General features: G+C 63.4%; 21 protein-coding genes and 2 pseudogenes. 19 read left to right on the top strand and 4 right to left on the bottom strand.

The window, feature by feature from the left end:
- Window positions 1-940, bottom strand: a 940-nt coding sequence (locus JSE7799_RS18660) for an IS481 family transposase (protein ID WP_055664959.1), incomplete at its 3' end; no start/stop codon positions are given.
- A gap of 345 nt (window positions 941-1,285) precedes the next feature.
- Here JSE7799_RS18660 and JSE7799_RS20220 point away from each other — a divergent pair.
- Window positions 1,286-2,811 (top strand): annotated as a pseudogene (locus JSE7799_RS20220) (IS3 family transposase); the annotation flags it as partial.
- Here JSE7799_RS20220 and JSE7799_RS22385 read toward each other — a convergent pair.
- Window positions 2,755-3,408 (bottom strand): PQQ-dependent sugar dehydrogenase, encoded by a 654-nt coding sequence (locus tag JSE7799_RS22385; protein WP_370736670.1) that lies wholly within the window; start codon window positions 3,406-3,408, stop codon window positions 2,755-2,757. The pseudogene JSE7799_RS20220 and the gene JSE7799_RS22385 sit on opposite strands and share 57 nt — an antisense overlap.
- Window positions 3,369-4,133: a PQQ-dependent sugar dehydrogenase gene (locus JSE7799_RS22390; RefSeq protein WP_370736671.1), complete on the bottom strand. Its 765-nt coding sequence runs from the start codon at window positions 4,131-4,133 to the stop codon at window positions 3,369-3,371. Before JSE7799_RS22390 ends, JSE7799_RS22385 begins: the two co-directional genes overlap by 40 nt.
- 208 nt (window positions 4,134-4,341) lie before the next feature.
- Here JSE7799_RS22390 and rplO point away from each other — a divergent pair, with 208 nt between their 5' ends.
- The 17 genes from rplO (at window position 4,342) to JSE7799_RS18760 (ending at window position 19,296) form a co-directional block, all read left to right on the top strand.
- Window positions 4,342-4,809, top strand: coding sequence for a 50S ribosomal protein L15 (rplO, locus tag JSE7799_RS18680; protein ID WP_055664962.1), 468 nt, complete (start codon window positions 4,342-4,344; stop codon window positions 4,807-4,809).
- Window positions 4,810-4,926: 117 nt separating this feature from the next.
- Window positions 4,927-6,285, top strand: coding sequence for a preprotein translocase subunit SecY (gene secY, locus JSE7799_RS18685; protein ID WP_055664963.1), 1,359 nt, complete (start codon window positions 4,927-4,929; stop codon window positions 6,283-6,285).
- Complete coding sequence (locus JSE7799_RS18690; protein ID WP_055664964.1) at window positions 6,282-6,929, top strand: adenylate kinase; 648 nt, start codon at window positions 6,282-6,284, stop codon at window positions 6,927-6,929. The genes secY and JSE7799_RS18690 overlap by 4 nt, the downstream gene beginning before the upstream one ends.
- Window positions 6,930-7,113: 184 nt before the next feature.
- The gene (gene rpsM / locus JSE7799_RS18695) at window positions 7,114-7,482 is read left to right on the top strand and encodes a 30S ribosomal protein S13 (protein ID WP_055664965.1); all 369 of its coding nucleotides are present in this window, start codon (window positions 7,114-7,116) and stop codon (window positions 7,480-7,482) included.
- Window positions 7,483-7,495: 13 nt separating this feature from the next.
- Window positions 7,496-7,891 (top strand): 30S ribosomal protein S11, encoded by a 396-nt coding sequence (gene rpsK, locus JSE7799_RS18700; protein WP_055664966.1) that lies wholly within the window; start codon window positions 7,496-7,498, stop codon window positions 7,889-7,891.
- A 112-nt stretch (window positions 7,892-8,003) separates the two neighbouring features.
- A complete protein-coding gene (locus JSE7799_RS18705) occupies window positions 8,004-9,020 on the top strand; it encodes a DNA-directed RNA polymerase subunit alpha (RefSeq protein ID WP_055664977.1) in 1,017 nt (338 codons plus the stop codon).
- 112 nt (window positions 9,021-9,132) lie between these two features.
- Complete coding sequence (gene rplQ / locus JSE7799_RS18710) at window positions 9,133-9,546, top strand: 50S ribosomal protein L17 (protein WP_055664967.1); 414 nt, start codon at window positions 9,133-9,135, stop codon at window positions 9,544-9,546.
- Between the two features lie 178 nt (window positions 9,547-9,724).
- Window positions 9,725-10,357, top strand: coding sequence for an autoinducer binding domain-containing protein (locus tag JSE7799_RS18715; protein ID WP_055664968.1), 633 nt, complete (start codon window positions 9,725-9,727; stop codon window positions 10,355-10,357).
- An 89-nt stretch (window positions 10,358-10,446) separates the two neighbouring features.
- Window positions 10,447-11,034: an acyl-homoserine-lactone synthase gene (locus JSE7799_RS18720; RefSeq protein ID WP_055664969.1), complete on the top strand. Its 588-nt coding sequence runs from the start codon at window positions 10,447-10,449 to the stop codon at window positions 11,032-11,034.
- 64 nt (window positions 11,035-11,098) lie between these two features.
- Window positions 11,099-12,424: a replication-associated recombination protein A gene (locus JSE7799_RS18725; RefSeq protein ID WP_055664978.1), complete on the top strand. Its 1,326-nt coding sequence runs from the start codon at window positions 11,099-11,101 to the stop codon at window positions 12,422-12,424.
- A 31-nt stretch (window positions 12,425-12,455) separates the two neighbouring features.
- Window positions 12,456-12,821 carry a fluoride efflux transporter CrcB gene (crcB, locus tag JSE7799_RS18730; RefSeq protein ID WP_055664970.1) on the top strand — a complete coding sequence of 122 codons (366 nt, stop codon included), beginning with the start codon at window positions 12,456-12,458 and terminating at the stop codon, window positions 12,819-12,821.
- Complete coding sequence (locus JSE7799_RS18735) at window positions 12,818-13,858, top strand: RluA family pseudouridine synthase (RefSeq protein ID WP_055664971.1); 1,041 nt, start codon at window positions 12,818-12,820, stop codon at window positions 13,856-13,858. The genes crcB and JSE7799_RS18735 overlap by 4 nt, the downstream gene beginning before the upstream one ends.
- The gene (locus JSE7799_RS18740; RefSeq protein ID WP_055664972.1) at window positions 13,855-14,571 is read left to right on the top strand and encodes an ATP12 family chaperone protein; all 717 of its coding nucleotides are present in this window, start codon (window positions 13,855-13,857) and stop codon (window positions 14,569-14,571) included. The genes JSE7799_RS18735 and JSE7799_RS18740 overlap by 4 nt, the downstream gene beginning before the upstream one ends.
- A gap of 236 nt (window positions 14,572-14,807) precedes the next feature.
- Window positions 14,808-15,827, top strand: coding sequence for an amino acid ABC transporter substrate-binding protein (locus JSE7799_RS18745; RefSeq protein WP_055664973.1), 1,020 nt, complete (start codon window positions 14,808-14,810; stop codon window positions 15,825-15,827).
- Between the two features lie 151 nt (window positions 15,828-15,978).
- Entirely contained in the window at window positions 15,979-17,208 is a 1,230-nt protein-coding gene (locus tag JSE7799_RS18750) for an amino acid ABC transporter permease (protein ID WP_055664974.1), read from the top strand.
- 1 nt (window position 17,209) lies between these two features.
- The gene (locus JSE7799_RS18755; protein ID WP_055664975.1) at window positions 17,210-18,508 is read left to right on the top strand and encodes an amino acid ABC transporter permease; all 1,299 of its coding nucleotides are present in this window, start codon (window positions 17,210-17,212) and stop codon (window positions 18,506-18,508) included.
- Between the two features lie 8 nt (window positions 18,509-18,516).
- Window positions 18,517-19,296 carry an amino acid ABC transporter ATP-binding protein gene (locus tag JSE7799_RS18760; RefSeq protein WP_055664976.1) on the top strand — a complete coding sequence of 260 codons (780 nt, stop codon included), beginning with the start codon at window positions 18,517-18,519 and terminating at the stop codon, window positions 19,294-19,296.
- 179 nt (window positions 19,297-19,475) lie between these two features.
- Here JSE7799_RS18760 and JSE7799_RS20760 read toward each other — a convergent pair whose 3' ends face one another.
- Complete coding sequence (locus JSE7799_RS20760; RefSeq protein ID WP_144431817.1) at window positions 19,476-19,988, bottom strand: hypothetical protein; 513 nt, start codon at window positions 19,986-19,988, stop codon at window positions 19,476-19,478.
- Window positions 19,989-20,129: 141 nt separating this feature from the next.
- Between JSE7799_RS20760 and JSE7799_RS18770 the strand changes: the two are divergent.
- Window positions 20,130-20,990, top strand: a pseudogene (locus JSE7799_RS18770) (IS3 family transposase); the annotation flags it as partial.

Here is a 20,990-nt window from a genome sequence, read left to right on the forward strand (position 1 = left end):
GTTTCTTGAACAGCTCTGGCTTGATTTTGTGCCAGTCCTTCATGGCCTGCAAGGGCGCCTTGCTGGCCAACGCTGATTGCGGGAGCTGCTGGTTGTAGAGCCAGACGTATCGGTGGAGCGTGATCTCCAGGTCCTCGCCTGATCGGAAATGGTGGCTCTGCAGGACCTCTTCGATCCGGCCGTTGAAGCGCTCGACCATTCCGTTGGTCTGCGGCGACTTCGGCGGGGTCAGGCGGTGGTCGATGTCGAGGGCGGCGCAAAGCGCGTCGAAGGCGTGCTCTCCCGTGGCAGTCCGCTTGCGCAGGCCGAAAACGCGGGCGGTGAACTCCTTGCCATTGTCGGTGAGAATGGTGCGGATGCGGATCGGGCAGGCGCGCTCCAGATCGCGCAGGAAGCGCCGTGCGTTGGCCGCGGTCTTTGCCGGGAAGACACGGATGAAGACCCATCGGGTCGCCCGGTCGATGGCCACGAAGAGGTAACGGCGGCGGGTCTCATCGGCCATTTGCGGCAGGTATTTCACGTCGATGTGGAGGTAGCCCGGCTCGTAGGCCTTGAAGGCGCTGTACTTCGGCTTGGCCGCCTTGGCCTTCAGGTCGCGCAGGTTTCCCACGCCATGCCGGCGCAGGCAGCGATCCAGCCCCGAGCGCGAGGCGTTCGGGTTCAGGAACTCCCGCACAACCGCCAGCAGATCATCCAGCGACACCAGCAGCGCCTTTCGCAGGGCCACCGCGACGGCCTCTTGCGGTGGTGTCAGCGTCGTCTGGAGCCTGTGCGGCGTGTGGCTGCGATCCGCGACGCTGTCGCGCTTGCGCCACTTGTAAACGGTCTGCTCCGTTATGCCGAAGCGCTCGGCCAGCACCGGAGCAGGCTCCGTGCTCGCCTGGATCGCCGCCCGCACCTTCGGCGTGGTCGTGGCCTGCTTGTGAAGATGTATCAGCATGGTCGTGCCCCGTCTCGAAGGTCCCTCAGAACCGATCTTGCCATGAAGAGCGCGGATCGTCGCGGGGAAAGGTGATCATCCGGGGCGGAACATCTATGCGTCGGCACCGGCCAGCGCCTCGGCGACTGCGTTAAGATGACTTGAGAGGATTTCGACGGCGAGTATATGGCGATCTGTCAGGAAAAGACGGATAATAAAATTTGGGTCTATTGTCCGGCGCGTCTTCAAGCGTTTCTCAACAAACTGCCTCGGGATGGACGCCACATCCTCCCCCTCTGTCAGGGAAGTTGTCGCCTGCTCTGATGCAGAAAGTGTATTCTGAGGCGGGCGGGACAGGACGACGAAATGGCTTACTCACCTGAACGGAAGGCTGCGGTGATCGGGAAGATGCTGCCGCCGAACAACATGCCCTTGGGCCGGCTGGCCAAGGAGGAAGGGATCAGCGTGGCGACGCTTGCGAAGTGGCGGGCGGAGGCGCGGGCGAAGGGGCAGTTCCTGCCCGAAGCGAACGCGGGTCCCGAGAGCTGGACCTCAGCGGACAAGCTCGCTGCGGTGATCGAGACGGCGTCACTGAATGCAGTGGAGCTTGGCGAATATTGTCGGCGCCGCGGCATCTACCCCGATCAGCTGACTGTCTGGCGGGAGGCCTGCGCGCGGGCCAACGACTGGGAACGAGCGGCGTCCCGCCAGATCGCGCGGGAAACACGGGACGCCAACAAGCGGGTGCAGCAGCTGGAACGGGAACTGGCGCGCAAGGAAAAGGCCCTGGCCGAGGCGGCGGCGCTGATGATCCTGCGAAAAAAGGCCGAGGCGATCTGGGGCCCAGAGGGAGGCGCGGAGGAATGACGCCTGCTCACGATCGCCGACATGTTGCAGCCCTCATCGACGAGGCCGTATCAGCCGGAGCTCGGTTCACAGCCGCTTGCGCTGCCCTTGGCCTGAACCCACGCACGCTCCAGCGCTGGCGGGATCCGGTCGGCGGGATCTGCGAGGACCGTCGTCCGTCTGCGGACCGGCCGGCGCCGACAAACCGGCTCAGCGAGGCGGAACGCGACAAGATCGTCGCCACCTGCAACGCGCCGGAGTTCGCCAGCCTGCCGCCCAGCCAGATCGTGCCTCGGCTGGCTGACCGCGGCGACTACATCGCGTCGGAATCCAGCTTTTACAGGGTGTTGCGCGAACGCGGCCAGAACCATCGCCGCGGTCGCGCGCGTCCGGCCACGCGCCCCAAGCCGCCCACCAGCTTCGAGGCGAAGGCGCCGTGCCAGGTCTGGAGCTGGGATATCACGTGGCTGCCCGGGCCGATCGCCGGCACCTTCTTCTACCTCTACCTCATCGTCGATATCTTCAGCCGGAAGATCGTCGGCTGGGAGGTCCATGACCGCGAGACCGCCGACTTCGCCGCCCTGGTTCTCAAGCGTGCGGTATGGTCCGAGAAGTGTCTCACCAATCCCTTGGTGCTGCATGCCGACAATGGCAGCCCCATGAAGGGCGCAACGATGAAGGTGACGATGGAGCGGCTCGGCGTGACCGCGTCGTTCAGCCGACCCCGGGTCAGCAATGACAATCCGTTCTCCGAGGCCCTGTTCCGGACCTGCAAATATACGCCCGGTTGGCCAACCCGCGGCTTCGCGACGATCGAGGAGGCGCAGATCTGGGTCCAGACCTTCGTCACCTGGTACAACACCGAGCATCGGCACAGCGCCATCCGCTTCGTGACACCCGACCAGCGCCATCGTGGCGAGGAAAAGGCGCTGCTGGCAGAGCGCCACCGCGTCTACCAGATGGCCCGCGCCGTACACCCGGAACGCTGGTCAGGTCAGACCCGCGACTGGCAGCCCATCGGCTCGGTCTGGCTTAACCCCGAGCGACCCGATGCCGGGCGCAGAGGCCATGGGGCTGCCGACGCGCTCCCCCATGAAGCTGGCGGCGGCGGCCCCATGGCCGGCCCAGCCGAGAACGCAGCGTGAAAACGAGTGCAGGCGACAACTACCTTGACGAACACCGCCATCTTCCTGATCCGTAACGACGAGAAGCGCCCCATCGTCGCCAATCTCGACGTCGCGCGTGCGCTTGAGGTCGGGAAGGACGCGCTCTTCCTCATCGACCAAGCCATCCTCACCGAAGGAAAGGCGCACGAGGCCCCCGGCGACAAGGGCTGTGATCAGCATGTCGCCCTGCCATTCGGGAAACATGTCGCCCTCGTAGATGATGAAGTCATTGGGGGCGATTACCGGGTCCCAGAAGTACAGCGGCTGAACGGTGCCGTCCATTTTCGCCATGCCCGTTCCAATCGGGGCGCCGCCGAAGCGCTCGTATCGGCGGCCATAGGAGACCAGCGGCCAACCGTAATTGGCGCCGGGCTCGATCAGGTTCAGTTCGTCGCCGCCTTGTAGCCCCATCTCGACCACGACGAGCTCGCCGTCGATCACCTGCGCCCCTTCGATGTTGCGATGGCGTAGGACCATATCGAATCATCCGCCTCCGGGATGCCGACAAACGGATTATCGTCGGGAATGGAGCCATCGAGGTTAACGCGGATCGTCTTGCCCCAGGTCGCGCCCAGTTGCTGGGCGCGCGGACGGTTCTCGAACGTGAAATGCTCACCCGTCGTGATGAAGACGTGGCCGTCGCCGTCGAAGGCGATGCGGCTGCCGTAATGAAGGGGCTCGGGGGCGGAAGGGTCCTGCACCCAGGTATCCTCGAATCCTTCGACGGTCGAGAGATCCTCCAGGCGCCCGCGGCCCGCCGCCGTGGCCGAGAGGGCCATGCCGTCGGCGTTGGTGCCCATCGGCTTGGCGTAGGAGATGTAGATCATGCGATTCTCGGCAAAGTTCGGGCCCATCTCCACGTCGAGCATGCCACCCTGCCGTTCATCGCGCACTTCGGGCAATCCGTCGATCGGCGCGGACAAGGTGCCGTCGGAGGTGACGTGCCGCAGCGTGCCCGTCCTTTCGGTGAGGAGGTAGCCTTCGTCACCGGGCAGGTTTTCAATGGCCCAGGGATGCACGAGGCCATCGACGATCGTATCGACGGCGAGATCGGTTCGCGTCACCATGACGGGAGCGCGAAACTGCGCGTCGAAAGCGGGCGGGTAGGAGGTTGCGCGCTCCCCCCACTCGAATGCCGGATCGGTCTGGCCATGGGCGGCCGGAGCAATCAGAAGCGCGGCCAGAGCCGCATAGTTGGTCATCGTTATCACGATATGTCCTTTGCAGCGGATCCTGAGCGGCTGCAGAGCAAATCCTCTGCGCTGCGAAGGGTTCCCGATGCTGCCCGACCCCACTTGATCGCGCGGAGCGCTGCGTATAGACGCGCCCGGTCCCCCAAGGGACGTGCAGCAACGCCGTGTCCGGTTCCGTATCGCTTCGGGGGCCGTGTCCGGCCAAAGGAGAAGCGACATGAAACTCAACGAACTGCGCGACAATCCCGGCGCCGCCCCGAAGGCGAAGCGCGTCGCGCGCGGCCCCGGCTCCGGCAAGGGCAAGATGGGCGGCCGCGGCATCAAGGGCCAGAAATCCCGCTCCGGCGTGGCCATCAACGGCTACGAAGGCGGCCAGATGCCGATCTACCAGCGTCTGCCCAAGCGCGGCTTCACCAAGCCAAACCGCAAAAGCTTTGCCGTCGTGAATCTCGGCAAGATCCAGGAGTTCATCGATGCGGGCAAACTCGATGCCGGCAACGTGACCGAGGATACGCTGGTCGAAAGCGGCCTCGTGCGCCGCAAGCTCGACGGGGTGCGCGTTCTGGGCAAGGGCGATCTGACCGTCAAGGCGACGATCACCGTCACTGGCGCCTCGAAAGGCGCGGTCGCGGCAATCGAGAAAGCGGGCGGATCGATCACGGTCGCGGCACCCGCCGAGGCCTGAACGGTTCAGGATCGGTTGTAGGCGCGCCGCAGCTCGCCTACACGGACCCAAGTTTTCCCGATACGCCGCCCGCGGGGGACCGTTGGGCGGCGTTCCAGTCATAAGAGGGACGCTCGCATGGCTTCAGCCGCAGAGCAGATGGCCGCCAACATGAGTTGGGGTGCGTTGGGCAAGGCCAAGGAGCTTCGCCAGCGCATCCTGTTCACGATCGGCCTGCTGATCATCTATCGCTTTGGGACCTACATTCCCGTTCCCGGCATCGACGGTAGCGCCCTGCGCGATTTCGTCGAGCAGGCGAGCGCCGGTCTGGGCGGCGTGCTCAACATGTTCACGGGTGGCGCGATCGGCCGGATGGGCGTCTTCGCGCTTGGCATCATGCCGTACATTTCCGCCTCGATTATCGTGCAGCTCATGACGGCGATGGTGCCGCATCTTGAGCAGCTGAAGAAAGAGGGTGAGCAGGGGCGCAAGAAGATCAACCAGTACACCCGCTACGGCACCGTCGCGCTGGCGACGCTGCAGGGATACGGTCTGGCCGTGTCGCTGGAGGCCGGGGGGCTGGCACATGATCCGGGGCTGTTCTTCCGGGCGGCCTGCGTCATCACGCTGGTCGGCGGGACGATGTTCCTGATGTGGCTGGGCGAGCAGATCACCGCGCGCGGCATCGGCAACGGCATCTCGCTTATCATCTTCGTGGGCATCGTGGCCGAGCTTCCGGCAGCCTTCGCGCAATTCTTTGAAAGCGGGCGGACCGGGGCGCTGAGCACGCCGGTGATTCTCGGCGTGACGCTCATGCTGATCGCGACGCTGTTCTTCGTGGTGTTCATGGAGCGCAGCCTGCGCAAGATCCACATCCAGTATCCGCGCCGCCAGGTCGGCATGAAGGTCTATGACGGCGGGTCGAGCCACCTGCCGATCAAGGTGAACCCTGCGGGCGTCATCCCGGCCATTTTCGCATCGTCCCTGCTGCTGCTGCCGACGACCATCAGCACGTTTTCCGGGCAGAATTCGGGTCCCGTCATGTCGACGATTCTGGCCTATTTCGGTCCCGGGCAGCCGCTCTACCTGCTGTTCTTCGGGGGCATGATCGTCTTCTTCACATATTTCTACACCCACAATGTCAGCTTTAAGACCGACGACGTGGCTGATAACCTCAAGAACCAGAACGGGTTTATTCCGGGCATCCGGCCGGGCAAGCGGACGGCAGAATACCTTGAATACGTGGTCAACCGCGTGCTCGTTCTCGGTGCCGGGTATCTCGCGCTCGTGGCGCTGATCCCCGAGATCGTACGGCAGGAACTCGCCATCACGGCCTATTTCGGCGGAACCTCGATCCTGATCATCGTATCGGTGGGGATGGACACGATCCAGCAGGTGCAGTCACATCTACTTGCGCATCAGTACGAGGGGCTGATCGAGAAGAGCCAACTTCGCGGCAAACGGCGCGGGCGGAACAAGGGGACGGCACGTCGATGAATATCATCCTTCTGGGGCCGCCGGGCGCGGGAAAGGGAACGCAGGCACGGCGGCTGGAGGCCGAGCGCGGCATGGTCCAGCTATCCACCGGCGACATGCTCCGCGAGGCCCGGACGTCGGGTACGGAGATGGGAGAGCGCGTTGCCGCGATCATGGATGCGGGGCAGCTCGTCACCGACGAGATCGTGATCGGCCTGATCGAGGAGAAGTTGAAGGGCGGCGAGGGCGGCGGGTTCATCTTCGACGGCTTTCCCCGCACGCTGGCCCAAGCCGAGGCCCTCAGCGGGCTTTTGGCCAAGCATGGCGAAAAGCTCGACGCGGTAATCGCCATGGAAGTCGATGACGGCGCCTTGGTGGAGCGGATCGTCGCAAGATCGACCTGCGCCAATTGCGGGGAGGTCTACAACGACATCACCCGGCCGATCCCGGCGGACGGCAAGTGCGTCGTCTGCGGAGGAACCGAGTTCAAGCGGCGCGCGGACGACAATGCCGACGCGCTGACGACGCGTTTGATGGAATATTACAAGAAGACGTCCCCCCTGATCGGCTATTACTACGCCAAGGGGGAGTTGCGGACGGTGGACGGACTGGGTGAGATCGACGAGGTCGCTGGCGCCATCGCGGATATTCTCGCGAACGCCTGACAAAAAGTTCTTGACAGGCCGGCGCGCAGCGCTTGACGCCGTTCGGCCAACCCCCTAAGTCGCAATCTCCGCCGGGAATCGCTTGATTCCCGGTGGCCTGTTTCTGGGTCCCCGGAATTTGCCGTGGCCCGTTGTGAAAAAAGGTTCTGGGACTACGGAACCGCAACACGAGAAGGATATACCTTTGGCTCGCATCGCTGGCGTCAACATTCCGACGGGGAAGCGCATTCCGGTCGCGCTGACCTACATCACGGGCATCGGCCCCTCAAAGGCGAAAGAAATCATCGATGCGGTCGGCGTCGATGGCAGCCGTCGTGTCAATGAACTGTCGGATGCAGACATTCTGCAAATACGGGAATATATCGACGCCAACGTGACCGTCGAAGGCGATCTGCGCCGCGAGACGCAGATGAACGTGAAGCGTCTGATGGATCTCGGCTGCTACCGTGGCTTGCGTCACCGCCGCAATTTGCCGGTGCGGGGTCAGCGGACCCACACCAATGCGCGGACCCGCAAGGGGCCGGCGAAGGCAATTGCCGGCAAGAAGAAATAAAGGAGCGCGAGATATGGCACGTGATACCCGTCGCAGCGCTCCGAAGCGCAAGGAACGCAAGAACATCGCCGCTGGTGTGGCGCATGTGAACTCTTCGTTCAACAACACCAAAATTCTGATCTCGGACGTTCAGGGCAACGCAATTTCGTGGTCGTCGGCCGGCACGATGGGCTTCAAGGGGTCGCGTAAATCGACCCCTTACGCCGCCCAGATGGCTGCCGAGGACGCTGCCAAGAAAGCGCAGGAACACGGCATGAAGACGCTCGACGTCGAGGTTCAGGGACCCGGCTCCGGTCGCGAGAGCGCGTTGCGTGCACTTGCCGCCGTCGGCCTGCAGATCACCGCGATTCGCGATGTGACGCCGATGGCGCATAACGGCTGCCGTCCGCCGAAGCGCCGCCGCGTCTGATCGCCGTACCGAAGACAGGGCAGGGGCCGTGGGGCCCCTGTTTCGCCGTTTAATCACCTCGGGGGTCCGTCGCCATCCGCCCCGGCGAAGGACAGGAATGGAGGGACAGGGCATGATCCACAAGAATTGGCAGGAACTCATCAAGCCGGCGCAGCTTGATGTCCGTCCGGGCAACAATCCCGGCCGCCAAGCGACAATCGTGGCCGAGCCGCTGGAGCGTGGCTTCGGCCTGACGCTTGGCAACGCGCTGCGCCGGGTGCTGATGTCGTCGCTTCAGGGCGCGGCCATCACCAGTGTTCAGATCGACAATGTTCTCCACGAGTTCTCGTCCATCTCTGGTGTCCGGGAAGACGTGACGGATATCATTCTTAACCTCAAGGGTGTCGCGCTAAAGATGGAAGTCGAGGGGCCGAAGCGCGTCTCGATCTCGGCCAAGGGCCCGATGGTGGTCACGGCCGGTGATATTTCGGAGTCCAACGGCATTCAGGTGCTCAATCGCGACCACGTCATCTGTCACTTGGACGATGGTGCGGATCTGTACGTGGAGCTGACGGTAAACACCGGGAAGGGTTACGTTTCCGCTGACAAGAATAAGCCTGAGGATGCGCCGATCGGTTTGATTCCGATCGATGCAATCTACTCGCCGGTCAAGAAGGTATCCTACGAGGTCCAGCCGACGCGCGAAGGGCAGGTTCTCGACTATGACAAGCTGACGCTGAAGCTTGAGACAGACGGGTCCATCGCGCCCGATGACGCGGTGGCTTATGGGGCTCGTATCCTTCAGGATCAGCTTCAGATCTTCGTCAATTTCGACGAGCCGGAGGCCGCGCGCGGTGCCGAGGCGGCGGACGATCTCGAGTTCAACCCGCTGCTGCTCAAGAAAGTCGACGAGCTGGAGTTGTCCGTCCGGTCGGCCAACTGCCTGAAGAACGACAACATCGTTTACATTGGCGATCTGATCCAGAAGACCGAGGCGGAGATGCTGCGCACGCCGAATTTTGGCCGCAAGTCTTTGAACGAGATAAAGGAAGTGCTGTCGGGGATGGGCCTGCATCTTGGAATGGACATCGTCGATTGGCCGCCGGAGAATATCGAGGATCTGGCCAAGAAGTTCGAAAACGAGTTCTAAGTTTTGCGGGCGTGGTTCCGGCCACGCCCACGCGATCTGGGCAATTCCGCCCCAATAAGGAGGGACCGGCAACGCACCGGACCCGGACAAAGCATCAATTGGAGTATATGATATGCGTCACGCCCGCGGATACCGCCGTCTCAATCGGACCCACGAACACCGCAAATCGATGTTCAAGAACATGGCCGCCAGTCTGATTGAGCACGAGCAGATCAAGACGACGCTGCCGAAGGCCAAAGAACTGCGCCCGGTCTTGGAGAAAATGATCACGCTGGCGCGGCGTGGCGATTTGCATGCCCGCCGTCTGCTGGCTTCGCGCTTGCATGACGAAGCGGCTGTGTCGAAGCTCATTGATGTCTTGGCGCCCCGGTATGCCGACCGTCAAGGCGGATACGTTCGGGTTCTGAAAGCGGGATTCCGGTATGGCGACATGGCCCCGATGGCCATCATCGAGCTCGTCGATCGTGACGTCGATGCGAAGGGCGCGGCTGACCGCGCACGTGTCGAGGCCGAAGAAGAAGCCTGAGCCGCATCAAAGGCAATTGAGAGTATCAGGAAGGCCCCGTCGGTACTGGCGGGGTCCTTTTTGCGTTAATGGAACGCCCAAACAGGATCGCCGGTCTGCGGATCTAGCCACACCCGACCATACCCGTGTTCTTTTAGTAAAAATCTTCACTGTCCATTAACCCTTCTGCGGCTTAGTCGTGGCCGACCCGGGCGTTGAACTCGATCCCGGCCTCCGCAGCATTGAGACCGACCCGATGACAACGCTTTTGCAACAGCTCAAGGAACTGGCACCCGAGGGGTTTGGGTTCGGCGCGCATATTCGGTTCGCCGCACCGCTCTATCAGAGAAGTGCTTATCCGGAAGCTTGGCGCGAACTGTACGGGCGCCAGAACTATGCATTGCGCGACCCAATGATGTTCTGGGCGATTGCCAATTCCGGTGCGATCCGTTGGAGCGAAATCGAGATGCCTGATCCATTCAGCGTCTTGGAGAAGGCGCGGGCGTATGGCTTAAACTTCGGCGTCGTTATCTCCTGTGGCCCGATCACCTCGCGAACTGTTCTGGGCCTGGCGAGTTCGCTTCGAGAGTTCACTGGCGATGAGATGACGTGGGCAACCTCTATTGCCTTGGAAATCCATCGCGTGACCGAGCCGGTTGCAAGCCTGCCGCCCGAACTCGACGCGGCGCGCCGCGCCGACGCGCTCGGTGTATCTCCGAGCGAGGCGGCGGCCGAGATGGACATCCCCCCCGCCGCCTATCTGACCCGGCTGGCCCGCGCGCGCGATATGGCGGGCGCTGGCAGCCCTGCGGGAGCCAGCGGCATCCCCTGATCCCGCCCGGCCCTGCGCCGAACCTCACCACATCGCGAGAAACAATCCCCTGGTGTCCCCGACAACCCGGCAAAGGAATCTGTACGTCCATGAAAGTCACGACCCTTTCCATCCAGAACCTCCATACCCACGGGCCGCTCTTCGCGGACTTGCTTCGGGCGCGACACCGGACGTTCATCGAGCAGGCGAAGTGGGACCTTCCGGCAGCTGACGGAATGGAGTTCGACCAATATGATACGCCGGCCAGCCGATGGGTTGCCGTGCATGATTACGGCCGCATCCTTGCCGGAATCCGCCTGACCCCGACGACACATCGTTGCGGCATGTATTCTTACATGATCCGGGACGCGCAGCGTGGTCTGCTCGATACTATTCCGTCCAATCTCCTGTACGAGGATGCGCCGGTTGCACGGCATGTTTGGGAGCTGAGCCGCGGCTTCGTCTCCGATGAGGTTCCCGCCGCGATGCGGGTCCGCGTGCAGGTCCAGATCATTGCGGAGATGGTCCGCTCGGCGCGTGAAATCGGGGCGACCTCGGTTCTCGGGCTCGTGCCGTTGAACCTGCCGCGTTGGGCACGGCGCGTGGGGCTGGAATGTGAGCAGGCCGGCCCGGTTCTGGACATCGACGGGGCGAGCAACGTGTGCATGAACATCTCTATGGTTGCCAAAATGCACTGAAACCGGAATCGAGCAAGCTTCGCATGGGCTTTGTGCAAAGGGGACCGTGGCCTATATCGTGCTCATGGCTGATCTTTTCGACAACGCCGCCGCCGCACCTGCGGCCGATGTGCCGCCCTCCAACCGTCCTGGCCCGCTGGCCGACAGGCTACGACCCGCTTCGCTCGATGACGTAATCGGGCAGGGGCATCTGCTGGGCCCCGATGGCGCCCTTCGGGTCATGCTCGAAGGCGCGCTGCCCAGTCTGGTTCTCTGGGGGCCGCCGGGCGTCGGCAAGACGACCATCGCGCGGCTTCTGGCGGATCGGGCGGGGCTGCACTTCGTTCAGATCTCGGCGATTTTCACCGGCGTTGCCGACTTGCGGCGGGTCTTCGAGATGGCGCGCAATCGGCGGGCGAACGGGCAGGGGACGCTGCTTTTCGTCGACGAGATCCACCGCTTCAACAAGGCGCAGCAGGATGGTTTCCTTCCGTACATGGAGGACGGGACGATCACGCTCGTCGGCGCGACGACCGAGAACCCGTCATTCGAACTCAATGCCGCGCTGATGAGCCGGGCGCAGGTTCTCGTTCTACAGCGCCTCACCTTGCGCGACATGGAGCTTCTGACGCAGCGCGCGGAGGCGGAACTGGGGGCAAAGCTACCGCTGGACGGACCTGCCCGCGAGGTTTTGCAGGAAATGGCCGACGGCGATGGCCGCGCGCTTCTGAACCTGGTGGAGCAGGTGGCTGGATGGGGCGCGACCAAGCGCGTTGATCGCGACATGCTGGCGGCACGTCTGCAGCGGCGTGCCGCACAATACGACAAATCTGGTGACAGCCATTACAACCTGATTTCTGCATTGCACAAATCGGTCCGCGGCAGCGATCCGGACGCCGCGCTCTATTGGCTGGCCCGGATGCTGAAGGGGGGCGAGGACCCGCGCTATCTGGCCCGGCGGGTGACCCGGATGGCCGTGGAGGATATCGGCCTTGCCGATCCGCAAGCGCAGGGGATCTGTCTCCAGGCATGGGAGACCTATGAGCGGCTGGGTAGCCCCGAGGGCGAGCAGGCGATCGCCAATGCGGTGCTCTATCTCGCACTCGCACCCAAATCGAACGCGTCCTACTCGGCTTACAAGGCGTCGATGAAGCAGGCGGGGGAAACCGGCTCGGAGCCGCCGCCCATGCATATCCGGAACGCGCCGACGAAGATGATGAAGGATCAGGGCTATGGCTCGGGCTATGCCTACGATCACGATCAGGTGGACGGGTTCTCCGGGCAGAACTACTTCCCCGACGGCATGAAGCGGCCGGTCTATTACGTGCCGGTTGACCGCGGGTTCGAGCGGGAACTTGGACGCAGGCTCGACTGGTTCGTGGAGCAGCGCGCGAAGCGGGGCAAAGGTTGACACGGGCCGGGCACGGGAAGAAACGGCGCCCATGACTTACCCCCTCCTCTCTGTCGCGATTGGCGGCGCGCTTGGCGCGTCGGCGCGATTTCTGCTTGGCGTTGGACTGGCCCGGCCGGGATTTCCCGTCGCCATGCTCACCGCCAACGTCGTGGGATCCTTCCTGATGGGCGCGTTGGCTGTGTGGCTTGCGCATCGGGGCCTGACGCATTGGCAGCCGTTTCTGCTGACCGGACTTCTCGGCGGGTTCACGACGTTTTCGGCGTTCTCGCTGGAGACGATCACGCTGATCGAGCGGGGGCAGGCCACGCAGGCGGGCTTCTACGTCGTGCTTTCGGTCGGGCTTTCGATCGGAGCGCTGGCATTGGGAATGTGGCTTGCACGGAGTGTGGCATGAGCGTTGTGCAAACGGTGATCGTCGATGCCGGCGAAGCGGATCAGCGTCTGGATCGCTGGCTGAAGCGGCGATTCCCGCAGCTTACACAGGGCAATGTCGAGAAGATGTGCCGCAAGGGCGAAATCCGCGTCGACGGCGCGCGTGTGAAGGCGAACACGCGGGTTGAGGCGGGGCAATCGGTGCGCGTGCCGCCGCTGCCCGAAGGCCGCGCGCCCGCGGCGCCCCGGCGAGAAAAGGTCCTGCAGGCGGATGCGGAGATGATCCGATCCTGTGTGATCTACCGCGACGACCATCTCCTGGCGCTCAACAAGCCGCCGGGGCTCGCGTCGCAAGGCGGCAGCGGTCAGACCCGGCACGTGGACGGATTGGGTGACGCGCTGCGCTTCGATGCGCAAGAGCAGCCGCGCCTCGTCCATCGGCTCGACAAGGACACGTCCGGAATTCTGATCATGGCGCGCAATCGTCTGACGGCGGCGGCCCTGTCGGAGGCATTCCGGGACCGGGAGACGCGCAAGATCTACTGGGCGGCGGTCGCGGGCGTGCCGCATCCGCGCATGGGCACGGTGCGCTACGGCCTCGTAAAAAGCGGTGGCGGCGGTGACGGCGGCGAGAAGATGCGGGCGGTCCTGCCCGACGAGGTGCCGGACGTGAAAGGTGCCAAGAACGCGACGACCGATTACGCCGTCCTCGAAAGCCTCGGCACGCGCGCGGCTTGGATGGCTCTCGTTCCTGTGACGGGGCGGACGCACCAGCTTCGTGCGCACATGGCAGAGTTGGGCCATCCGATTGCCGGCGACGGCAAATACGGCGGATCGGGGCAGGAGAACCAGGGCGACGGCTGGGGGGCCGGCTTCGGCGGAGAGATCAGCCGCAAGCTGCATCTGCATGCGAGGTCCCTGACGATGACGCATCCGATCACGGGTGCGCGCCTGCACCTGACCGCACCGCTGCCCGAACACATGGTGCGGACGTGGGAGATGGTCGGTTGGAACGCCGCGGATGTTCCGGTCGATCCCTTTGCGGAGGATGAGCTTTGAGCGAGTGGCGCGCCAAGCGGTTCTGGCAGGATGCGAGCGTCGTGCAGGCTCCGGACGGATATGCGGTGCGTCTGGACGGACGGGCTATTCGCACGCCGCTGAAGGTGGAGCTTGTGGTGCCGTCACGCCCGCTCGCCGAAGGTGTGGCCGCAGAATGGGACGCACAGGAGGGGCGGATCGAGCCGCTGACGATGCCGCTCACCCGTGCCGTGAACGCGACGCTCGACAAGGTCGCGCCGCAGCGGGCGGAAGTGGTCGCCGGCCTCGCGGAATATGGCGGCTCCGACCTTTTGTCCTACCGCGCGACCGGGCCGGAGGCGCTGATGGCGCGTCAGGCGGCGGCGTGGGATCCGATGCTCGACTGGGCCGAGGCGACGTTCGGGGCGCGGCTGGCGATAACCGAGGGTATCGTGCCCGTCGCGCAGTCCGATGATGCGCTTGCCGCGCTGCGCAATCGCGTCGACGCGTTGACGAACTGGGAGCTGACGGCGCTATCCGAATTTGTCTCGCTGTCCGGGTCGCTCGTCCTCGGCTTGGCTGCGATGGAACATGACGGTCACGGCGCCGACCGCCTCTGGACGATGAGCCGGGTCGACGAGGACTGGCAGGCCGAGCAATGGGGCGTCGACGAGGAGGAGGCCGAGCGTATAGCCCTCAAGCGCGACGCGTTTCTGCAGGCGGAGCGTTATCTTGCGCTCCTGCGCGGTGCCTGAGCCAAGAGGCGGGACACGATGCGGCGCGACAACGGGCAGGGGCTCCGGTAAATGCCCGCTCCTGCGTCAGATGCCGCAAAATCAGGCTTCGTCACTTGACCTTCGGGGATCCGTCTGGCCTCCTTGCGCGCAGTGAGGGGGGACGAACATCCTCACGTGAAAACCATCTGCGCCGGAAAACGGTGCAGTGCCGCGACCCGCGACGAGGCGCGCGGTTCATCAGGAAGAGGTAACTCATGAAGAAATCCGTATTTCTCGGCACGGTGGCCGCAGCCGGCCTCGCCGCCGTCGGCGCGTCCGCACAGACGCTGAGCGACGTGCAGGAGCGGGGCACGCTGAATTGCGGCGTCACCACCGGCGTCCCCGGCTTCGCCGAACCCGATGCCGACGGCGTGTGGCAGGGCTTCGACGTCGCCGTGTGCCGCGCCGTTGCCGCCGCGGTTCTGGGCGATCCGACCGCCGTGACTTTTGTGCCCACCACGGGCAAGACCCGCTTCACCGCGCTGGCCTCGGGCGAAATCGATGTTCTGGCCAGAAACACGACCTGGACCTTCTCGCGTGACACCGACCTCAAGTTCGATTTCACGGGCATCAACTACTACGACGGTCAGGGCTTCATGGTTCCCGCTTCCCTCGGCGTGTCCTCGGCCACCGAGCTCGACGGCGCCACGATCTGCATCCAGACCGGAACCACGACCGAGTTGAACCTCGCGGATTACTTCCGCGTCAACAACATGTCCTACGAGCCGGTGCCGATCGAGACCGGTTCGGAATCCGTTCAGCAGTATCTTGCCGGTGCCTGTGACGTCTACACGACCGACCGTTCCGCGCTGGCCGCGCAGCGTGCCGGGTTCGCCAATCCCGACGATCACGTCATCCTCCCCGAGACCATCTCCAAAGAGCCGCTGGGCCCCCTCGTGCGTCACGGCGACAGCGAGTGGTTCGACATCGTGAAATGGACGCTCAACGCGCTGATCGCGGCGGAAGAATACGGCGTGACCTCCGAGAATGTCGAGGAAATGGCCTCCGCGCCGACCGACAACCCGGAGATCAATCGTCTGCTGGGCACCGAGGGTGAGCTTGGATCCATGATGGGTCTCGAGAACAGCTGGGCCAAGAACGCGATCGCCGCCGTCGGCAATTACGGCGAAGTCTTTGACGAGAACATCGGCGACGACACGGCCATCGGCCTCGCCCGCGGTCTGAACGCGCAATACACCGAGGGTGGACTGCTCTACGCGCCGCCGTTCCGCTAAGACCGAAAACGAGAAGGGCGCGGTCCGGCCCCGCGCCCTTCTTGCATCCGAACGAACAACGACAATCCTGCGGGACGGGAACGGGGCGGCAAACGACCCCGAGGCGGGACAAGACCCGCCCAGACCCGACGGGAACACGGGGAATAGCCAGATGACGACGATGAGCGACCCGCCGCGCGCGGACGGCTTTCGTGTAAGCAAGCTGATCAACGACACCCGCTACCGAAGCTACACGTTCCAGTTCATTGCACTCGTGCTGCTGATCCTCGGCTTCGGGTGGTTGATCAACAACGCGATCAACAATCCGGTTCTCCGGGAAGCCGGCATCGATTTCACCTTCCTCCAGGCGCCTGCCGGCTACGACATCAACCAGCAGCCGATCTCCTACGATTCGCAGGACACGCACCTTCGGGCCACGATCATCGGCGCCATCAACACGCTGATCGTGGCGTTCCTCGCCTGCGTCACCGCAACGATCCTCGGGGTCATCGCCGGTGTTCTGCGCCTGTCGAACAACTGGATCATCAAGAAGCTGATGGCCGTTTACGTGGAATTGTTTCGCAACATTCCCGTGCTGATCTGGATCATCATCATTTTCACCGTGGCGGCGAACACATTTCCTCCGATCAGCGAATTCCGCATTCCCCGGGACGGGTCCGATCCGGAGCGGGGGCTGCTTTTCGGAATGTTCGCGGCCACCAACCAGGGCGTCTTCATTCCCCGCCTAGACTTCGCAGAGCAGGGGTGGATCATCGCGGCCGTAGCCCTCGCCTCCGTCGCGGGCGTGTTTTGCTGGCGTGCCTTCGCTCGCAAGGAGCTTTATGAGAAGGGGCGGGAGCTGCCGGTTTTTTGGCCATCGCTCCTCATCCTGATCCTGCCGGTGGTGATCGTGAACTTTGCGCTGGGCTCTCCGGTGGGGATCGAGAATCCTGAAATGGGACGCTTTCGTTTCGAGGGCGGATTCCTGCTGCGCCCCTCTCTCATCTCGCTTTGGTTCGCATTGTCGGTCTATACCGGCGCCTTCATCGCCGAGAACGTCCGCGCGGGCATCCTCGCGGTATCCAAGGGGCAGACCGAGGCCGCCGCCGCTCTGGGTCTGCGGCCGGGACGGATCATGTCGCTCGTCGTGCTTCCGCAGGCATTGCGCGTCATCATCCCTCCGCTGATCTCGCAATACCTCAACATCACCAAAAACACGTCGCTCGCCATCGCCGTCGGCTACATGGATTTGACGGGGACGCTGGGTGGCATCACGCTAAACCAGACGGGGCGCGCGCTGGAATGCATCCTGCTTCTCATGCTGTTCTACCTGACCTTCAGTCTCGCGATTTCGGCGATCATGAACATCTACAACAGGTCCGTCGCGTTGAAGGAGCGGTGACATGAGCGATACCCACGCCCAATCCGTTGCCTTCGTCCGGCGCTCCGAAATTCCTCCCGCCCCGCCACCGGCGCGCGAGACCGGAGCCGTGAAGTGGGTTCGCGAGAACCTGTTTTCCGGCGCGTTCAACTCAATCATGACGATCGTCGGCCTGCTGATCGTATTCTACCTCCTGTCGGGCCTGATCCCTTGGATCCTGAACGGCACGTGGGAGGGCTCGGACATACGCGACTGCCGCGAGATCCTCGGCAACAGCGGCGGTGGCTGCTTTGCGGTCCTGGCGGAACGCTGGCCGCAGCTTCTGTTCGGCTTCCAGTACCCTGATTATCTCCGCTGGCGACCGACCTTGGCCTTCGTGCTCCTCGCGGTGGCCCTGCCGCCGGCGCTGTTTGCGATGTATCTGCCGCGCTGGACGCTTGCGGCGACGGCTCTCTATCCCTTCGCGGCTTACTGGCTGATCTGGGGCGGGACGATCTTGGCGCCGGTCGTGGCGGCGCTGGGTATCTTGGCGGGTTACCTCGTGTTCAAGGCGATCGAAAAGCGGGGTTTCGTCACGGCGCTCGCGGCCGGTGCGGCGACGGCCTTCATTGTTTGGTGGATCGGCGGCTTGATCGTCGGCGAATTCCCCCGAATGCTTTCTATCGAGCCGGTGCCGTCGCGCCAGATGGGGGGCTTTATGCTGAACCTCATCCTCGGCGTGATCTGCGTGTCGCTTTCGATCCCGTTGGGCATCGTTCTGGCGCTGGGTCGGCAGTCGCGTTTGCCGATCGTCAAGGGGTTCTGCGTCGTCTTCATTGAGTTCGTGCGCGGCGTGCCGCTGATCACGCTTCTCTTCGTGGCGAACGTCGTGCTGGCTTACTTCCTGCCGCCGGATGCGAATTTCGACCTGATCATCAGAGTGATCATCATGATCACGATGTTCGCCTCCGCCTACATCGCCGAAGTGATCCGCGGCGGGTTGGCCGCGCTACCCAAGGGGCAGTACGAGGCGGCCGACTCGCTCGGGCTCGACTACCCGCAGGCGATGCGGCTGATCATTCTGCCGCAGGCGCTCAAGATCTCGATTCCCGGCATCGTCAACGTCGCGGTCGGTCTGTTCAAGGATACGACGTTGGTCTCGGTCATCTCGATGTTCGATCTTGTGGGGATGATCCGCGGGCCGATCCTGTCCTCGACCGACTGGGTCGGCGTGTACTGGGAGTTGTGGGCCTTCGCCTGCCTGCTTTTCTTCGTCGTCTGCTACGGCATCTCGCAATATTCGCAGTGGCTTGAGCGTCAGCTCACCACCGATCACCGATAGGAGGCCCCATGGCTGCTCTGGATACCAACCCGCAAGGCATGACCGTCTCCGACGAGGTGGCGATCGAGATCAAGAACATGAACAAGTGGTTCGGCTCGTTCCACGTGTTGCGCGATATCGACCTGACCGTCCAACGCGGCGAGCGGATCGTGATCTGCGGACCGTCAGGGTCGGGCAAGTCGACGCTGATCCGATGCATCAACGCCTTGGAGGAGCATCAGCAGGGCTCCATCGTCGTGGACGGGACGCCGCTTTCGTCCGACCTCAAGAACATCGACAAGATCCGGTCCGAGGTCGGAATGTGCTTCCAGCACTTCAACCTGTTTCCGCACCTTACCATCCTCGAGAACTGTACCCTCGCGCCGATCTGGGTTCGCAAGACCCCCAAGCGTGAGGCCGAAGAGACGGCGATGTATTTCCTCGAGAAGGTCAGGATCCCGGAGCAGGCGGACAAATATCCTGGCCAGCTTTCCGGCGGTCAACAGCAGCGCGTGGCGATCGCCCGGTCGTTGTGCATGCGGCCGCGGGTCATGCTCTTCGACGAGCCGACATCGGCGCTCGACCCCGAGATGATCAAGGAGGTGCTGGACACAATGATCCAGCTCGCCGAGGAGGGGATGACCATGCTCTGCGTGACGCACGAGATGGGATTTGCGCGGCAGGTGGCGAACCGGGTGATCTTCATGGATGCCGGACAGATCGTCGAGCAGAACGAGCCCGAAGCATTCTTCAACAACCCGCAGAACGATCGGACGAAGCTCTTTCTGAGTCAAATCCTCGGTCACTGATCGCAGCCCGGCGGACGCCGGACCCCGAGGCGTCCGTGGCAGTCTCGCGCCTGTTCGTGCAGGGCAGAAATCTTCTGCCTCGAGAGTGGAAATTCCCGAGCATTCGCAGTTTCAGCTCTCCTGCGAAGGCGCTGATGCTGCCGATAAAGTAGCCTCGGATGTCCCTGAAAAATCTCGTGCTACATGTGGGTGCCGGAAAGTGCGGGTCCAGCACCATTCAGACCAGCTTCTCGGCTCACCCAACGATCACGGCAGAACATTCGACGAAAGCGGCCTACGTAGCAGTTCTGGGGGACGGTCAGCTGGTGCTCGGGGATGGGCTGACGGCGAGGGCTTTGCGCCATCCGTCGCGCTACCTCAATTCCCGTGCGCTCGATGATCTGGATCCAGCATCGGTCGACTGAGAAAAGCGGCTTAAGAAGCACGGGGTCGATACCCGACTTTTTTTGCGCGAGGCTTTGATTAACGATCTTCCCAAGCTGCACGAGCAAATCATCTCTCGCTTTTCCGTGAAGCCTCAGATCGTGGTTTTCGTTCGCCCGCAGGTCGATTGCATCAATTCGGCTTGGTGGCAGTGGGAGGCTTGGCAAGGGAGATCCCTCGATGCCTGGGCCAAGGGGTTTTCGGGCTCCGCGCAGTGGACCAGAGGAATCGAGCGTCTGATAATGCCCGACGGTGTCGAGGCGGTGCATGTTCGTCTCCTCAGCGACGCCATCATCGCGGATTGTCTCGATCTGATGAACTGCCGTACGGATACGGTACCGATGAGTGACCTGAGACCCGTATCTTCCTCCAGTTTGAGGTGGAATCCGCTCCAATTGAGGAGACGGATGATGAAGCGATCGAGGTTCAGCGAGGAGCAGATCATCGGGATGCTGAAGGAGCAGGAGGCCGGGATGTCTACGGCCGATGTCTGCCGGAAGCACGGGGTCAGCTCAGCGACGTTCTACAAATACAAGGCGAAGTATGGCGGGCTGGAGGTCTCGGATGCGCGACGGCTGAGGGCGCTTGAGGACGAGAATGGCAAGCTCAAGAAGCTCTTGGCCGAGGCGATGCTCGACAATGCCATCCTGAAGGATGTTGCGGCAAAAAAACGGTAACGCCTGGTGTGAAGCGGGAGGCGGTGGCGCATGTCGTGGCGGTCCACGGCGTGAGCCAGCGCCGGGCGTGCCGGGCCCTGGCCGTGGATCGGTCAAGCGTGCGCTATCGCAGTGTCCGTCCCGACGATGCCGAGGCGCGGGCGGCGATGAAGGCCGTCGCGGCCGAGCGGCGGCGCTTCGGCTACCGGCGCATCCACGTCATTCTCGAGCGACAGGGGATCGTGATGAACCTCAAGAAGCTGAGGCGGCTCTACCGCGAGGAGAAGCTCCAGGTGCGCCGCAGAGGCGGTCGGAAGCGCGCCCTCGGCACACGGCGACCGATGCTACTGCCGGATGCGCCCAACATCCGCTGGAACCTCGACTTCGTAAGCGACGCGCTCACCGACGGACGCCGGTTCCGGGTGCTGGCCGTGGTCGACGACTACACCGGGAATGCCTCGCGCTGGTGGCCGACACGTCGCTGTCCGGCCACCGCGTCGCCCGAGAACTCGACGCCGTGATCGCCCGGCGGGGGCGCCCGGCCATGGTGGTCAGCGACAACGGCACGGAGCTGACCTCGATGGCGATCCTATCCTGGCGCCCGCGGCACGGCGT

Source organism: Jannaschia seosinensis (assembly GCF_001408515.1).
GTDB lineage: Bacteria > Pseudomonadota > Alphaproteobacteria > Rhodobacterales > Rhodobacteraceae > Jannaschia > Jannaschia seosinensis.

Excerpts from the sequence above, each read along its gene's own strand:
- JSE7799_RS22385 (WP_370736670.1), bottom strand. The coding sequence starts at position 3,408 with ATGGTCCTACGCCATCGCAACATCGAAGGGGCGCAGGTGATCGACGGC.
- JSE7799_RS22390 (WP_370736671.1), bottom strand. The coding sequence starts at position 4,133 with ATGACCAACTATGCGGCTCTGGCCGCGCTTCTGATTGCTCCGGCCGCC.
- rplO (WP_055664962.1), top strand. The coding sequence starts at position 4,342 with ATGAAACTCAACGAACTGCGCGACAATCCCGGCGCCGCCCCGAAGGCG.
- secY (WP_055664963.1), top strand. The coding sequence starts at position 4,927 with ATGGCTTCAGCCGCAGAGCAGATGGCCGCCAACATGAGTTGGGGTGCG.
- JSE7799_RS18690 (WP_055664964.1), top strand. The coding sequence starts at position 6,282 with ATGAATATCATCCTTCTGGGGCCGCCGGGCGCGGGAAAGGGAACGCAG.
- rpsK (WP_055664966.1), top strand. The coding sequence starts at position 7,496 with ATGGCACGTGATACCCGTCGCAGCGCTCCGAAGCGCAAGGAACGCAAG.
- JSE7799_RS18705 (WP_055664977.1), top strand. The coding sequence starts at position 8,004 with ATGATCCACAAGAATTGGCAGGAACTCATCAAGCCGGCGCAGCTTGAT.
- rplQ (WP_055664967.1), top strand. The coding sequence starts at position 9,133 with ATGCGTCACGCCCGCGGATACCGCCGTCTCAATCGGACCCACGAACAC.
- JSE7799_RS18720 (WP_055664969.1), top strand. The coding sequence starts at position 10,447 with ATGAAAGTCACGACCCTTTCCATCCAGAACCTCCATACCCACGGGCCG.
- JSE7799_RS18725 (WP_055664978.1), top strand. The coding sequence starts at position 11,099 with ATGGCTGATCTTTTCGACAACGCCGCCGCCGCACCTGCGGCCGATGTG.
- crcB (WP_055664970.1), top strand. The coding sequence starts at position 12,456 with ATGACTTACCCCCTCCTCTCTGTCGCGATTGGCGGCGCGCTTGGCGCG.
- JSE7799_RS18735 (WP_055664971.1), top strand. The coding sequence starts at position 12,818 with ATGAGCGTTGTGCAAACGGTGATCGTCGATGCCGGCGAAGCGGATCAG.
- JSE7799_RS18745 (WP_055664973.1), top strand. The coding sequence starts at position 14,808 with ATGAAGAAATCCGTATTTCTCGGCACGGTGGCCGCAGCCGGCCTCGCC.
- JSE7799_RS18750 (WP_055664974.1), top strand. The coding sequence starts at position 15,979 with ATGACGACGATGAGCGACCCGCCGCGCGCGGACGGCTTTCGTGTAAGC.
- JSE7799_RS18755 (WP_055664975.1), top strand. The coding sequence starts at position 17,210 with ATGAGCGATACCCACGCCCAATCCGTTGCCTTCGTCCGGCGCTCCGAA.
- JSE7799_RS18760 (WP_055664976.1), top strand. The coding sequence starts at position 18,517 with ATGGCTGCTCTGGATACCAACCCGCAAGGCATGACCGTCTCCGACGAG.
- JSE7799_RS20760 (WP_144431817.1), bottom strand. The coding sequence starts at position 19,988 with ATGCACCGCCTCGACACCGTCGGGCATTATCAGACGCTCGATTCCTCT.